Consider the following 14,338-nt stretch of genomic DNA (forward strand, 5'->3'; position numbering starts at 1 on the left):
CGCCGCCTCCCCGGAACACCCCGCGTCCCCCGGGGACGCCGGGCTTTCCGGGGAGGCGGCGCCTGCGCGGCCCCCGGCCGTCGCGGGTCCGCCCGCCGCCGGGCACGAGGGTGGCCGGTGGCCCCTGCACGCCGAGGTCACCGGTTTCAACCGGCTCAGCCTGTCCGCCGAGCCGGGCACCACCATCGCGGTCGTCGGGGAGAACGGCGCGGGCAAGACCACCCTGCTGCGCGCCCTGCTCGGCCTGACTCCCCGCGCCCACGCCGTGCTCCGCCTGGGCGACACCGACGTCACCGCACTGCCCCCGCACCGGCGCCAGGTCGCCTGGGTCCCGCAGGACGGGGCGCTGTTCCCGCACCTGACGGCCCTGGCCAACACCGCGTACGGGCTGCGCGCCCGCCGGGTGCCGCGCGCCGAGGCCTGCCGCGAGGCGCAGCTCTGGCTGGACCGGCTCGGGGTCGGCCACCTCGCCGCGCGCAAGCCCGCCCAGTTGTCCGGCGGACAGGCCCAGCGGGTGGCGCTCGCCCGGGCGCTCGCCGCCCGGCCGCGGCTGCTGCTGCTCGACGAGCCGCTCGCCGCCCTCGACCAGACCACCCGGGCCCACGTGCGGCACACCCTGCGCACCCATCTGGCGGGCTTCGGCGGGGTCTGCCTCGTCGTCACCCACGATCCGGTCGAGGCCGTGTCCCTGGCCGACCGGGTGCTCGTGCTCTGTGACGGGCGGGCCCTGCAGGACGCCCCGCCCGCGGAGGTCAGCCGTCACCCGCGCTCTCCGTGGGTGGCCCGGATGCTGGGCCGCAACGCCTGGCCCGGTACCGCTTCGGCCGACGGGCTGGCGCTGGCCTCCGGGGGGAGGCTCGTGGTGGCCGAGGCACTGCCCGAGGGGGCCGAGGCTCTCGCGATCATCGCGCCCGAGGCGGTGTCCCTGCACCGGGACCGCCCGGCGGGCAGTCCGCGCAACGTCTGGCCCGGTGCGGTACGGGAGATCACCGCGGTCGGCAGCCGGCTGCGGGTGCTGGTGGGCTCGCCCGAGGCGCCCGACCTCGTTGCGGAGATCACGCCGGAGGCCGCCGCCGAGCTGGGCCTGGCCGACGGCACGAAGGTGTGGACGAGCGTGAAGGCCACCGAGGTCACCCTCGTACGGCTGTAGCGGCTCCATTTGGCCGACGGGCGGCGGGCTGACATGGTTCGACCAGGCTCCGCCGCAGGTCAGCGGGCCGCAGATCCAGTGTCGTCCGTTCCCTGGGGGGTAGCTCCGCATGGCCTTCGCCGCACCACCGAACCAGCCCGCACCACCGCACCGGCCCGCACCCGTACCGCAGCCCGCGCAGGTGCCGCAGCCGGGGCAGCCCGCTCAGCCGGCGTACCCCGGCTGGTCGCCCGACGGTCTGCGCCCCGCCGCGGACGTGCTGCGGTCCCCGCACGCTCTGGCCCTCGCGCTGGTCCTGCTGCTCGCCCTGGCGGCGCTCGTCAACCTGTTCTCCGCCGGTGTCAGCGCCTGCCTCTTCTCGCTCACGCGGGACGCCGCCGCGGCCCCGGCCGCGGCGGCCGACGGCACGCCGCTCGCGGACGTCCTCGCCTCCGTCGCAGGCATCCTCCAGACGCTGAGCCTGCTCGCCACCATGGTCGTCTTCATCCTCTGGTTCCACCGGGTGCGCGTGAACGGCGAGGTCATGCGCCCCGATGCGTTCACCAGGACCCGGGGCTGGGCGATCGGCGGCTGGTTCATCCCCGTCGGCAACCTGTTCATCCCGTTCCGGATCGCCAAGGAGATCTGGGCGGCCAGCACCCAGCTCGGACCGGACGGCTCCTACCGCCACGTCTCCACCGCGCCCGTCACCGCCTGGTGGACGGCATGGGTCGCCTCCCTGTTCGCCGACCGCGTGTTCGACCAGATGTTCAAGCGGGCCGACACCGCCGCATCGCTGCGCGACGCCTGGGCCGTGGGGCTCGTCTGCGACCTGCTCACGGTGGCCGCGGCCGTGCTCGCCGCCATCTTCGTCCGCAAGCTGACGTCCCTGCAGCACACCAAGGCGATGCAGGGCTTGTACGCCCGGGCCTGAGCCTTCACCGGGCGGCCCCGACCGGCGGGACCGCCGCCCGGGCCGCCGGGACGGGCACGGTGAACTCGCACCACACGCACTTCCCGCCGCCCCGGGGCTCCACCCCCCACTCCTCCGCCAGCTGTTCCACCAGCAGCAGGCCCCGCCCCGACAGCGACCAGTCGTCGGCCTCGCGCCGGTGCGGCAGGGCACTGCTGGAATCCTCGACCTCGATCCGGATCCGGCCCTCCGCGGTCATCCGCATGCCGACATGACCGCCGCCCTCGGTGTGCACGAGGGCGTTGGTCATCAGCTCGTCCGCGGCCAGTTCGATCTCGTCGGCCCGCTCCCGCGCGCCCCAGGCGGCCACCGCCGCCCGGATCAAGTGGCGGGCCGTCCTGGGGCCCTGGGGGTCGCCGGGTGCGAGCCGCAGGCGCAGCGGGCCGCCACCGCGCGGGGAGGGGGTGCCCCGGCGGCGGATCAGGAGCAGGGCCATGTCGTCGCCGCCACCCACGTCCCCGACCAGGTCGCACAGGACGTCGGCGAGTTCCTCGACGTCGACCGGGCCGGCACAGACGGCGTCCATCAGCTCCCGCATGCCGGTCTCGGAGTCGCCCCGGGGCCGTTCGATCAGCCCGTCCGTGCAGAGCACCAGGGTGTCGCCCGGATGCAGTTCGAGGCTGGTGACGGGGTAGCCGGCGCCCGGGTGTTCCCGCTGGGCCAGCCCCAGGGGCAGCCCGCCGGCCACGTGGAGGCGGTGGCAGCTGCCGTCGCCGCGGCGGACCACCGGGTCGAGGTGGCCGGCCCGGACCATCTGCACCGCGCCGGTGTTCAGGTCGAGCTCCGCATAGGTGCAGGTGGCGAAGCGGTCCGTCTGCAGTTCGCGCAGGAAGTCGCAGGCCCGCGCCATGGCGGTGCCGGGGGTGTGCCCCTCGGTGACGTAGGCGCGCAGCACGATCCGCAGCTGGCCCATGACGGCGGCGGCGTCCGTGTCGTGTCCCTCGACGTCTCCGATCATCACCCCGACCCGGCCCTCGCCGAGCGGAACGACGTCGTACCAGTCCCCTCCGATGTCCCGGCCCATACGGGCGGCCCGGTACCGTACGGCGATCCGGGCGCCCGGGATGTCCGGGATCCGGCGCGGCAGCATGGCGCGCTGGAGTCCCTCGGCGAGGTCGTGCTCCTGCTCGAAGAGGATCGCGCGCTGGAGGCTCTGGGCGATCCCGCTGCCGAGGGCCATCAGCAGGTTGCGCTCCTCGGCGGTGAAGTCGCCGTCCCGCCGGTAGAGCAGTCCGAGCGCACCGATGGCCCGGCCCTGGGCGATCAGCGGCAGGTAGACACCGCTGCGCACGGCGAGCGGTTCGATGTACGGCCACAACTCGGGGTAGCCCAGCTCGAACTCCTCGCGCGAGGCGATGAACACCGGCTGGAGGGTGCGCACGGCCTCGCTCATCGGCAGCCGGGCATCGATGCGGGTGTATTCGATCTCCGGGACGTACGTGCCCAGCTGTCCCTCGGCGACGAGGTGGATCCGGCCGCCGTCGACGACGCCGAGCATCACGCTGACCGCGCCGAGGTGGCCGAGGGCCTCGGGGTCCTTGAGGACGTCGGTGACGTCGTTGACGGTGCGGGCGTGGGCGAGGATGGCGGTGGTCCGCTCGACGACGCCGGTCATCCTGCGGCGGCCCTCGCTCTGCTCCCCGGTGGCCCCGGGCTCGTCGGGGTCGTGGGCGGCGTCGCGGACGATCCCGATGATCCGGTGCGGGCGTCCGTTCGCGTCCCGGAGGATGTGGCCCTGGATGTGGGTCCAGGCCGGGGTGCCGTCCCGGCGGCGGCGCCGGAAGTACGCCCCGTAGTGGCTGCGGCCGTCCTTGAGGGCCTGGGCGACGCGGGTGTCGAGCCGGGCCTCCTCGGAGGGCGGGACGCGGTCGCGCAGCCCTTCCGGGGTGCCGCTGAACTCCTCGGGGAGCAGGTCGAAGACCTCAAGGGCGGTGGGGTCCAGATGCATCTGGCCGCCCTCAAGGTCCCAGTCGAAAGTGCCCATGCGGTTGAGCGCGAGGCTCGTGTCGGGCCGCGCGGGCCACTGGACCTCTGGGCTTCCCCGTTCGGCCATGCAGCCAGGGTCTCACCGATCGGCGCCGCGCGCGGCGGTGGCGGGCGCGGGCCGCCCAGGGTGCGGGCGGGTGACGGAGCCGACGCGTCGGTACGGTGCCTCGCCGGGAGGGCCCCGCGACGCCGGTCAGTTCACACGGGCGGCGCTGAGTACGGCGGGGACGACGGCGGAGAGGACGGCGGAGAGGAGGGCGGGGACAAGGGCGGCGCCAAGGGCCGATAAGGCTCCTCCGAAGACGGGGGCGGGGACGGCGGTGCGGACGACGGCGGGGACGGGGGCGGGGGTGGCGGGGACGACGGCGGGGACTCCGCCGGCGAGACGGACCCTGCGCCCGTGTGCTTGTCCGTGGGGGGCACGGCGGGTGCCTGCACGGGCTGGTCGGGCTTCTTCTGGCCGGTCTCGCGTGCGTACCAGCGGCCCTTGGTGTGGTCGTAGATGGTGATCCTGGTGAGGGAGTCGACCGACGGCTGGATCACCACGACGTTCTGCGGCCGGTACTCCGCCCACGTTTCGCCCCGCCGTTCGTAACCGGGCTTCAGCGCCTTCGGCTCCCCCAGCGGGTTGCCGCACGCGCAGCGCACCCGGGGCACCCCGTGGTTGTCCACCATCACGGCCGTCCCGGCCTGGAGGACCGCCTGGTACGCCGTCGGGCGGCCGTCCCGGTAGCCGTGGTTGGTGACGCGGGTGTCCTTGCGCAGCGTGACGGAGGTCAGGGACTGCAGATAGCCCTGCACCATCGTGGCCTGGATGCCCAGCGCCTCGGCGAAGGCCCGGTTCACGTCCGGCTCGGCGGCCAGGAAGCGCGCCTGCTTCTCGCTGTCGCAGCCGGCGACGTCCGCGGTTCCTCCGTACAGGGTGGGGGACGAGCCGGGGACGGCCTGGGTCGTGATGGTGCCGGTCGCCGGTGCCGGGGGCAGGGCGGAGGGCGCGGGCGGCGGGGCGGCGGGTTGATTGGCGGTGGACTCGGTGAAGGGGTCCCGGCCCTGGGCGGCGGCCGGCTGGAGGAACACCTCCCCGCCCCCGGTCGTGCCGGTGGGCCGGGTGAGCACCATCGCGAGGACCACGGCTGCGGCCAGGGCCGTCACGGCGGCGGCCACCCGGGGTACGGAGCGCCACCACCGCCTGGCAGGCGCGCCGGACGGCCCCGAGGGCTTCGACGGCTCGCCGCCGGGTTCCCCGGGGCCTTGGGGCGGCGGCCCTTGCGAAGGCGGACCTTGGGGAGGCGGCCCCTGTGAGGGCGGGCCCTGGGGAGGGCCCGGGGGCGGCGGTGGCGGAGTGCGTCCCGGCCGGCCGCCCGAGAGCGGCCCGGCGGGCGGTCCGGTGGGGCGCCCCGACGACGGTGTCCCGGGTGGCTGCGTGGTCACGGGCGCTCCTGTTCCGCTTCCGCTGTCCGCATTCCCTCTGCGTTTAGTAAGTCTTGGCCCCTCCCGGCCCATGTGCCGATCCCGGTCACTCTCCCGGGCCATGGCGTGCGCCCGTCCGGCGGTGCCCGCGAGCCGGGTCGCGAGGGACGCCGCGAGCCGGGTCGCGAGGGGCGAGGAGCCCGGCCTCGCCGGGCAGCCGCCGGCGGTGACCGGCCGCGGCTACCGGTCCAGGGGGCGGAACACCGGCTCGGCCCAGCGCGGGGGCGGCGGGGCGGGACCGGGATCCGCCGTCGACGTGCGGCTCGGCCGGCGCGGGCCGGCGCCCGCCCCGGCCCGGGTGCCGGCCCGGCGCAGCGCGCCGGTGAACTCCAGGCAGCTGCTCCACCGGTCCTCCGGCGACTTCGCCAGCGCCTTGGCCAGCACCTCGTCCACCGCCTGCGGCAGATCCGGGCGGTGCGAGGTCAGCGGGGGCGGCGGATCGTACTGGTGGGCCCACAGCAGCGCCATGTCGTCGTCGCGCTGGAACGGCGGGCCCCCGGCCAGGGTTTCGTACACGACACAGCCCAGGCTGTAGACGTCGCAGCGTCCGTCGACGGGCTTGCCCGCGATCTGCTCCGGAGCCACGTAGTCGAGGGTGCCCACGAACTGGCCGACGCTCGTGAATCCCGTCAGCGACAGGGATTTCTTCGTCAGCCCGAAGTCCGTGAGGTAGACGTGCTCGGGGTGGTCGCTGTCCGTGCCCTCCGCGACCAGGATGTTGCCCGGTTTGACGTCGCGGTGCACCAGGTCGTGCGCGTGGGCCGCGTCGAGCGCCGAGGCGACCTGTCCCGCGATCCGGGCCGCCGAGTCGACCGGCAGCGGGCCAGTGCGGTCCAGCAGGGCCCGCAGGTCCTGCCCGGCGACGTACCGCATGGCGATGTAGAGCAGCCCCTCCGTCTCCCCCGCCTCGAAGACCGGCACGATGTGCGGGTGGTCGATCGCCGCCGCCACCCGCGACTCGTGGGCGAAACGCTGCCGGAAGGTGTCGTTGCGGGCGAGCTCCGGCGCCAGCAGCTTCAGTGCCACGGTCCGGTCCAGCCGCAGGTCCCGCGCCCGGTAGACGACCGCCATTCCGCCGCGCCCGATCTCGCACTCCATCAGGTATCCGGCGATCTGCTTCCCGCTGAGGTCGGTGGGGCGGCCGCCCAGGGACTCCGAGGACATCAGCCCTCCCTGGCTTCGGGCGGCATGACGACCCTGGTCGGCTCACGGTCGTCCACCTGGGCTGCGCGGCCCGCCCGGTCCGCCCCTTCGGTCCCGGCCGGCCCGCCGGCGGCCGCCCCGCGTTCCGGTTCCGCCGCCGGGGACTGCCCGGAGCCGCCGGGTCCCGTGACCACGGCGTAGGTCACCAGGTGCCCGCCGTCCCCGTACATCCACCGGCCGGTGGACTCGTCGTAGAGCCAGACGGACTCCCCGTCGATCACCACCCCGGCCCGCAGCCCCCTGGTGCCGTCGCGGAACCTGCCGGGGTCCACGAGACCCGAGGCGAGCTCTTCCGCGGCCTGCCGGTAGCGGGCCAGCACGTCGGTGCTGCGGGCGAGCAGCGGGCGCGGGTCCTCGGCCCGGGTCGGCTGCCCCCCGCCGGCGGGCGGCGGCTGCGGTACGGAGACCAGCAGGCGGCCGTCCACCCAGGCGGACCACCCGTTGGAGCAGAGGATCTCCGCCCAGGCGCCTTGCCGGGACAGCAGCTGGACGGGCAGGAAGGGATCGAGGGGCGCGGTGGGCCGGGACACGTCGGGCGCCTCCCACGCGGGCAGTCCCTCCTGCGGGACCACGTGCGTGGGGTGGAAGTCGGTGCCGGACTCCGTGGGACTGGTCATCGCGTCCACTTCCGCCGTTTCCGCTGTTTCCGCTGTTTCGGCACGATCGCGGGCTTGTGGCGGCGCAGCAGCCGCACGGTCGGCACAGCGGAGCGCTGGACCATGAGCAGATTTTCCCACGATCCGACCGGGCGGGCATAGCCGCAGGTCAGGGCCGTCTTATGGGGAATGACAACGGTCCCCGTTGCAGCCTTTGCCCATTGCGCCGCGGTGCGCTTCACTTCACGCGTCGGAACCGAACAAACGGGGGAAAGTGATGGCTGTGCACGACCACGATCACGATCACGACGACAGCCGGGCCCTCGACCACGACCACGGCCACTCCCACGGCGGTCACAGCCACGGGGTCGCCGCGGACGCGGACCGCCGCTGGCTGGCGATCGCTCTCGGTCTGATCGGCGCCTTCATGGCGGTCGAGGTGACCATCGGCATCCTGGCCCACTCCCTGGCGCTGATCTCCGACGCCGCCCACATGCTCACCGACGCCGTCTCGATCGTCCTGGCGCTGATCGCGATGCGGCTCGCGGCCCGGCCCGCGCGCGGCGGCTTCACGTACGGCCTCAAGCGCGCGGAGATACTCTCGGCGCAGGCCAACGGGCTCACCCTGCTCCTGCTCGCGGTCTGGCTAGCCTACGAGGCGGTCCGGCGGCTGGTCGAGCCGCCGCCGGTGGCGGGCGGGGCGGTCCTGGTGACCGCGCTCGCGGGCATCGTGGTCAACGTGGCCGCGGCCTGGTGCATCTCCAGGGCCAACCGCTCCTCCCTCGCCGTCGAGGGCGCCTACCAGCACATCCTCAACGACCTGTTCGCCTTCGTCGGCACCGCCGTGGCCGGTCTGATCGTGCTCACCACCGGTTTCGTGCAGGCCGACGCCATCGCCACGCTCGTGGTCGTCGTCCTGATGGTCAAGGCGGGCTACGGCCTGGTCCGCGAGTCCGGCCGGATCTTCCTGGAGGCCTCCCCGGCCCACCTGGACCCGGACGCGGTGGGCGACCGGCTCGTCGGGCACCCGCCCGTCACCGAGGTCCACGACCTGCACATCTGGACCATCACCTCCGGGCAGGCGGCGCTGTCGGCGCACGTGCTGGTCGAGCCGGCCGGGGACTGCCACGCCGTACGCCGCGATCTGGAGCGGCTGCTCTCCAAGGAGTACGGCATCACGCACACCACCCTCCAGGTGGACCACGAGCAGGAGGCCCTGCTCACGGTCGGCCGTCCGGGCGAGGAGGCGGCCGACGACCCGCACTGCGCGGACGCGCACGGCCCGGTCCACCGCCAAGGCCCGCACGCCCACTAGCCGGCCCCGCCCCGGCGGGGGCCGCCCCCGGGCCGGCGGCCCGGCGGCCCGGCCTGCCTAGGAGGCGTTCCGGCGGGGCAGGGATCCCCCATGACACAGAAGCGCAGCGCCGGACTGCTCCTGTTCCGCCGTACGGGCGGGCCCGCCCCCGGTGTCGAGGTCCTGCTCGGGCACCTGGGCGGGCCCCTGTGGAGTGCACGGGACGCCGGCGGCTGGGGCATCCCGAAGGGGGAGTACGGCCCGGACGAGTCCCCTCGGGACGCGGCGCGCCGGGAGTTCACCGAGGAGATCGGGCTGCCGCCGCCGGACGGCGAGCACCTGCCGCTCGGCGAGGTGGTGCTGAGCAGCGGCAAGCTGGTGACGGTCTGGGCGGTGGAGGCGGACCTCGACCCGGGGCTGATGGTGCCCGGCACCTTTTCCATGGAGTGGCCGCCGCACTCGGGGAACGTGCAGGAGTTCCCCGAGCTGGACCGGGTGGCCTGGTTCACCCCGCAGGTGGCCGAAACCAAGCTGATCAAGTCTCAAGTTCCCTTTCTGGAGAGGCTGTTGGGGCTCCTGGAGGGTTGACCCGACCTTGACTTGCCAACGAACCCCAGCTGCGTGGACATTGCACCTATGACGAACGTCGTGCTGGTGGGAACCCTGGACACCAAGGGTGTCGAGTACGGCTGGCTGCGCGAGAGGCTGCTGCGGGCCGGCGTCGAAGTGATCACGGTCGACACAGGAATCATGGGCGAACCCCGGGTGCCCGCGGACGTCCCCCGGGAAGCGGTGGCCCGGGCGGCGGGAGCGGAACTGTCCGCACTGCGGGCGGCCGCCGACCGGGGCGCGGCCGTCACCACGATGGCCGGCGGCGCGGAGGCCGTCCTCTTACGCCTGCACGCGGAGGGCAGGCTGCACGGGGTGCTCGCGATCGGCGGCAGCGGCGGCACCTCCATCGCCACGCGGGCGATGCGCGCCCTGCCGCTGGGCGTGCCCAAACTGATGGTCTCGTCGATGGCGTCCGGCGACGTGGCCCCGTACGTCGGCTCCTCGGACGTCACGATGATGTACAGCGTCGTGGACATAGCGGGGATCAACAGCATCTCCGCTCCCGTGCTGGCGAACGCGGCGGAGGCGATCGCCGGGATGGCCAAGGCCTTCCAGCGGTCCTCGACGGACCTGCACCGCCCGGTCCGGCTGGGTGCGGGCTCCCGCCCGCTGATCGCGGCGAGCATGGCCGGGGTGACCACGGCCGGGGTGGACGCCGCCCGTGAGCGGCTGACCGAACTGGGCTACGAGGTGCTCGTCTTCCACGTCAGCGGCACCGGCGGCCGCACCCTGGAGACCCTCGCCGGGCAGGGGGTCTTCGCGGGCGTGCTCGACCTCACGCTCAGCGAGATCGCCGACGACCTGTGCGGGGGCATACTCACCGCCGGCCCGGACCGGCTCAGCGCGGCGGGCCGGGCCGGGGTTCCGCAGGTGGTGAGCCTGGGGGCGCTGGACATGGTGAAGTTCGGGCCGCCGCAGACCCTGCCCGAGCGGGTCCGCTACCGGCGGGTCCGGGTCCACAACCCGTCCATCACGGTGATCCGTACGACCGAGGCCGAGTGCGCCGAGCTCGGCCGCCGGGTCGCCGCCAAACTCCGTCGCGCGACCGGCCCCACCGCGGTGTGCGTGCCTTTGCGGGGACTCTCCACACTCGGCGCGCCCGGCGGCCCGTACCATGACCCCGTCGCAGACCGGGCCCTGTTCTCGGCTCTGCGCGAGGGGCTGCGGGGCAGCGCCGCCGTACTGCACGAGTACGACACCCACATCAACGACCCGGTCTTCGGCCGGTCGGCGGCCGACCGGCTGCACGCCATGATCGGCGCGGTGCGGGCAGCGGCCTGAGACACGCCGGGGTGGGGAACCAGCCGTGGCGGAAACCGTGTCCCTGGGGTTGGCCGGTCGTGCAGCACGACCGGTGCCGGTGCCGCGAGGCCCGGGACACGGCGACGCCACGGAGGGGGCAGGCGATGGGTAAAGCATGGGCGGTGCCCGGCTACACGGAGGTCCGGGAACTCGGCTCGGGCGCCAGCGGCCGCGTGGTCCTCGCCGTGCACGAGGCGACGGGCACGGCGGTCGCCGTCAAGTACCTCGCCGAGCGGCTGCGTGAGGACCCCGCGTTCGTCGGCGAGTTCCGTGCCGAGGCCCGGCTGCTCGGCGGACTCGACTCGCCGTACGTGGTGCGGCTGTACGAGTACTGCGAGTACACCGCAGGGCCGGGCGGCGCCGCCATCGTGATGGAGCTGGTCGACGGGATCTCCCTGCGCGCGCTGCTCAAGCAGGCCGGGCAGACCGGCCCCGAGGCCGCGCTGGTGGTACTCAAGGGATCCCTGCTGGGCCTGGCCGCCGCGCACCGGGCGGGCGTCGTCCACCGCGACTACAAGCCGGAGAACGTCCTCGTCGCCGCGGACGGCTCCTCCCGGCTCGTGGACTTCGGGATCGCGGCACGCCGCGGTACGACGCCCGGGGTGGCCGGCACCCCCGCGTACATGGCCCCCGAGCAGTGGCAGGGCCGGCCGGCCTCGCCCGCGGCCGACGTGTACGCGGCGACGGCGACCTTCTTCGAGTGCCTGACCGGGCGCAAGCCCTTCGCCGGGGAGAACTTCGCGGAGCTCGCGGTGCAGCACATCGAGGCTCCGGTGCCGGAGACCGAGGCCCCGGAGCCGGTACGTCCGCTGATCCGGCGGGGCCTGGCGAAGGCCCCGGATCAACGGCCGGAGAACGCCGAGGCCTTCGTCGCGGAGCTGGAGGGCGTGGCGCGCAGCGCGTACGGGCCGGACTGGGAGGAGCGCGGTCAGCGCAAGCTCGCGGCGCTGGCCGCGCTGCTGCCGCTGCTGTTCCCCTCCTCGGGCGGCGCGGCGGCGGGCACGACCGCGGTGGCGACGACGGTACTGAAGCCGCCGCCCACGGGCTGGCTGCCGGGCCGGCGCGGAGCGGTGGCCGCCGGCCTCGCGCTGGTGCTCGGGGCCATGCTGGTGTTCGCCTCGCAGGCGGCCGGTGAGCAGCCGGACGGGGCAGCGGCGGTGAGCGCGTTCGCCACGACGAGCCCCGCCCCGGGCGGCGGCTTCCCGGCACCCGGGCCGAGCTCCTCGGCCTCGCCGTCGCCATCCGTGTCGGCGTCGGTTTCGCCGTCGGCCTCGCCGTCCGCGTCCGGGAGCGCGTCCCCGTCGCCCTCGTCGAGCCCGGGATCCTCCCCGACGCCGACGCCCACGGTGATCCCGCCGACCACTGCGCCGCCGGTCACGCCGTCCCCGAGGCCGACGGTGGTGGTCGGGGCGGTCAAGGTGGACCTGCGGCAGGCGGACTTCACGGTGGGGGTGGCGAGCATCTCGATCGACGCGAAGGGAACCGCCCCGGTGGCCGTCACCGTGGAATGGTTCAGCAGCAACCAGTCCGGCGTGCTCGGCGCGGCGGACGGCCGCGCGGACACCCTGACGTACCAGCCGGGCGGCGGCGCGCTCGTGCGGCGGCACACCTTCTCCGGCCAGGGCTGCTACTGGGGCGTGCGCGTCACCACCAGGCCGGCCGCAGGCAACGGCTCCCAGACCGCCCAGGTCTGGCTCACGAAGTGCATGATCCGATGAGCGAAGACGAATACAGCGCCACTGTCCTCGGCAGCCACTGGTTCAGCGGTCCCCCGCAGCCCGAGGACGCCGTGCCCGACCGGGTCGAGGGGTCGGTCCTGCGGTTCGGGCCGGGCGTCACCGCGGCCATGCCGGCGCCGTTCCCGGTGACCGCCCCGCCGGCCGTGCAGCGCCGCGGATCCGGCGGGTGGCGCCGGTACACGCTGGCTGCGGTCGTGCTGCTCGCGGTCCTCGCCTACCTCGGCTGGCAGCGGTACGGTCCGTCCCTCGGCGTGCGGGACGTGGCCGTGTCCGTCGCGGACCCGAAGGGTCCGGGCTGCGACGCGACCGCCGATGTGGTGGCCGTCGTACGGACCGACGGGCGCCCCGGAACCCTGGTGTACCGGTGGGTCCGCAGCGACGGCACGCAGTCGCAGGAGCTCACCGAGCGGGTGCCGCGCGGCAGGAAGGAGGCCCGGCTGCACCTGCTGTGGACCTTCCACGGCACGGGCGGCTACGACGCCTCGGCCAGGCTCCAGGTGCTCTCGCCAGGCGGGCAGTCGGCCGCCACGCAGTTCACGTACCGCTGCGATCGGTAGGGCGCGTGTGTCCGCGTGGGTGGCCCGCAGCCGCTTCGGGGAGGGGCTGCGGGCCACCGCGGCGACCTGTCCGTGGCAGGTCGGTCAGAAGCGGGCGTGGGCGGTGATGTCCGCCTCGAACTCGCCCGTCATCGCGGGGGTCACGGTCGGCCTGCACTGTGCGATCGCCGACAGGTAGTCCTGCGTGGAGGCGCCCAGCTGCGCGGCCGCGGCGCCCCGCGCACCCACCGCCTCCAGGTCGCGTTCGAAGGACACCTGCGCCGCGATCCGCGCCGCGTGCTCGATGTCGGCCGGGGTGAACAACTCGCTCGCCGCCACCAGGGCCGCCACGTCGACGTCCGCGCGCCCCGCCGTGTAGCGGGACCAGATCGCGGCGCGCGCCCCGGCGTCCGGGGTGCCGATCGGAATCAGGTAGTCGAAGCGCCCCGGCCGCAGGAAGGCCGGGTCCAGGGAGCGGATGGAGTTGGTGGCGCACACCAGCAGCCGTTCGCCGCCCTCCCGGAAACCGGGGATCAGCTTGAGCAGCTCGTTGGTCACCCCGTGGATCCCGCCGGGCTGTGCCGGCTCGGTGCGCACCGGCGCGATCTCCTCGACCTCGTCGATGAAGACCAGCACCCGCTCCAGTTCGGCGATCCGGGCGAACGCGTCGCGCAGTGCGGCGGCGAGGTTGCCCTCGTCGGCGAGGCGGGACGGCAGCAGTTCCACGAACGGCCAGCCGAGCCGGGAGGCGATGGCGCGGGCGAAGGTGGTCTTGCCGGTGCCGGGCGGCCCGAAGAGCGTGATGGCGCGCGGCGGCTGCACACCGTGCGAGGCGGCCCGTTCGGGCTCGGCGAGCGGCAGCACGACCCGCCGCTCTATGAGGTCCTTCTCCTTCTCCATGCCGGCGACCTTGGCCCACAGGTCGTTGGGCAGGAAGCGGCCGCCGAGGTCGTCGAGGAGTCCGGCCGCAGGGCCGTGCAGCGGCTCGGTCTTCTCGAAGTAGGCGACGGCGGGCTGGCGGGTGTAGCCGGCGTTGAGCAGGCCCTCGCCGAGCAGGTCCTCCTCGGGCAGCACGTACGCGATCCGGCCGACGCGGGCGGCGATGAGCCGCCGCTCCAGCTCGACGAGGAGGGCGCTGGCCAGTCCCCGGCCCCGCCAGCCGGCGGCGATGGCGATCCGCATCACCCAGGCCCGCTCGCCGGTGACGCAGGCGAGGGCGGCGCCGATCGGGACGCCCTGGTGGACGGCGACCACGCACGGCTGCCGGTCGGTGAGGGCGCTGATGCACTCGGCGAGCGAGAAGACCGACTCCTGGCCGAGTTCGGCCGTGCTGTCGATCAGGTGGACGACAGCGGCGAGATCGCTCTCGCGGTAGTCGTGGATGAGCCAGTTCACCGGGTACCGCCCCTCGTTCGTGCTCCTGCGGCGAGGCTAGGGGCGGCGGGGCCCGGCGCTCACGCTCCGCGGTGCACAACAGCCGCTCGGGAACCCCTCCGTG

Annotated in this window: 12 protein-coding genes; 7 read left to right on the forward strand and 5 right to left on the reverse strand. The window is 74.6% G+C overall.

Going from position 1 to position 14,338, the window contains the following annotated elements; genetic code table 11:
- Both ABZ128_RS31600 and ABZ128_RS31605 read left to right on the forward strand, forming a co-directional pair.
- A partial coding sequence (locus ABZ128_RS31600; protein WP_356852840.1) for an ABC transporter ATP-binding protein occupies nucleotides 1–1,150 on the forward strand: 1,150 nt, incomplete at its 5' end.
- Between the two features lie 109 nt (nucleotides 1,151–1,259).
- Complete coding sequence (locus ABZ128_RS31605) at nucleotides 1,260–2,063, forward strand: DUF4328 domain-containing protein (protein ID WP_356852842.1); 804 nt, start codon at nucleotides 1,260–1,262, stop codon at nucleotides 2,061–2,063.
- 4 nt (nucleotides 2,064–2,067) lie between these two features.
- On the opposite strand, the gene ABZ128_RS31610 is transcribed toward ABZ128_RS31605, so the two are convergent.
- The 4 genes from ABZ128_RS31610 to ABZ128_RS31625 all read right to left on the reverse strand — a co-directional run bounded on the left by ABZ128_RS31610 (nucleotide 2,068) and on the right by ABZ128_RS31625 (nucleotide 7,378).
- On the reverse strand, nucleotides 2,068–4,155 hold the full coding sequence (locus ABZ128_RS31610; RefSeq protein WP_356852844.1) for a SpoIIE family protein phosphatase: 2,088 nt from the start codon (nucleotides 4,153–4,155) through the stop codon (nucleotides 2,068–2,070).
- 131 nt (nucleotides 4,156–4,286) lie between these two features.
- Nucleotides 4,287–5,252: a DUF6777 domain-containing protein gene (locus ABZ128_RS31615; RefSeq protein ID WP_356852846.1), complete on the reverse strand. Its 966-nt coding sequence runs from the start codon at nucleotides 5,250–5,252 to the stop codon at nucleotides 4,287–4,289.
- Nucleotides 5,253–5,738: 486 nt separating this feature from the next.
- Entirely contained in the window at nucleotides 5,739–6,722 is a 984-nt protein-coding gene (locus tag ABZ128_RS31620; RefSeq protein ID WP_356852847.1) for a serine/threonine-protein kinase, read from the reverse strand.
- Nucleotides 6,722–7,378, reverse strand: coding sequence for a hypothetical protein (locus ABZ128_RS31625; protein WP_356852848.1), 657 nt, complete (start codon nucleotides 7,376–7,378; stop codon nucleotides 6,722–6,724). Before ABZ128_RS31625 ends, ABZ128_RS31620 begins: the two co-directional genes overlap by 1 nt.
- A gap of 256 nt (nucleotides 7,379–7,634) precedes the next feature.
- Between ABZ128_RS31625 and ABZ128_RS31630 the strand changes: the two genes are divergently transcribed.
- The 5 genes from ABZ128_RS31630 to ABZ128_RS31650 all read left to right on the forward strand — a co-directional run bounded on the left by ABZ128_RS31630 (nucleotide 7,635) and on the right by ABZ128_RS31650 (nucleotide 12,861).
- Nucleotides 7,635–8,672 (forward strand): cation diffusion facilitator family transporter, encoded by a 1,038-nt coding sequence (locus tag ABZ128_RS31630; protein ID WP_356852849.1) that lies wholly within the window; start codon nucleotides 7,635–7,637, stop codon nucleotides 8,670–8,672.
- 90 nt (nucleotides 8,673–8,762) lie between these two features.
- Nucleotides 8,763–9,239 (forward strand): NUDIX domain-containing protein, encoded by a 477-nt coding sequence (locus ABZ128_RS31635; RefSeq protein WP_356852850.1) that lies wholly within the window; start codon nucleotides 8,763–8,765, stop codon nucleotides 9,237–9,239.
- Between the two features lie 48 nt (nucleotides 9,240–9,287).
- Entirely contained in the window at nucleotides 9,288–10,544 is a 1,257-nt protein-coding gene (locus tag ABZ128_RS31640; RefSeq protein WP_356852852.1) for a Tm-1-like ATP-binding domain-containing protein, read from the forward strand.
- 125 nt (nucleotides 10,545–10,669) lie between these two features.
- The gene (locus ABZ128_RS31645; RefSeq protein WP_356852854.1) at nucleotides 10,670–12,283 is read left to right on the forward strand and encodes a serine/threonine-protein kinase; all 1,614 of its coding nucleotides are present in this window, start codon (nucleotides 10,670–10,672) and stop codon (nucleotides 12,281–12,283) included.
- On the forward strand, nucleotides 12,280–12,861 hold the full coding sequence (locus ABZ128_RS31650) for a hypothetical protein (protein WP_356852856.1): 582 nt from the start codon (nucleotides 12,280–12,282) through the stop codon (nucleotides 12,859–12,861). Before ABZ128_RS31645 ends, ABZ128_RS31650 begins: the two co-directional genes overlap by 4 nt.
- A gap of 84 nt (nucleotides 12,862–12,945) precedes the next feature.
- Here the strand turns inward: ABZ128_RS31650 and ABZ128_RS31655 are convergent, their stop codons facing one another.
- Nucleotides 12,946–14,235: a bifunctional GNAT family N-acetyltransferase/ATP-binding protein gene (locus ABZ128_RS31655; RefSeq protein ID WP_356852858.1), complete on the reverse strand. Its 1,290-nt coding sequence runs from the start codon at nucleotides 14,233–14,235 to the stop codon at nucleotides 12,946–12,948.
- Nucleotides 14,236–14,338 lie beyond the last annotated feature (103 nt).

Source organism: Streptomyces sp. NPDC006326 (assembly GCF_040612915.1).
In the GTDB taxonomy this organism is placed as follows: domain Bacteria; phylum Actinomycetota; class Actinomycetes; order Streptomycetales; family Streptomycetaceae; genus Streptomyces.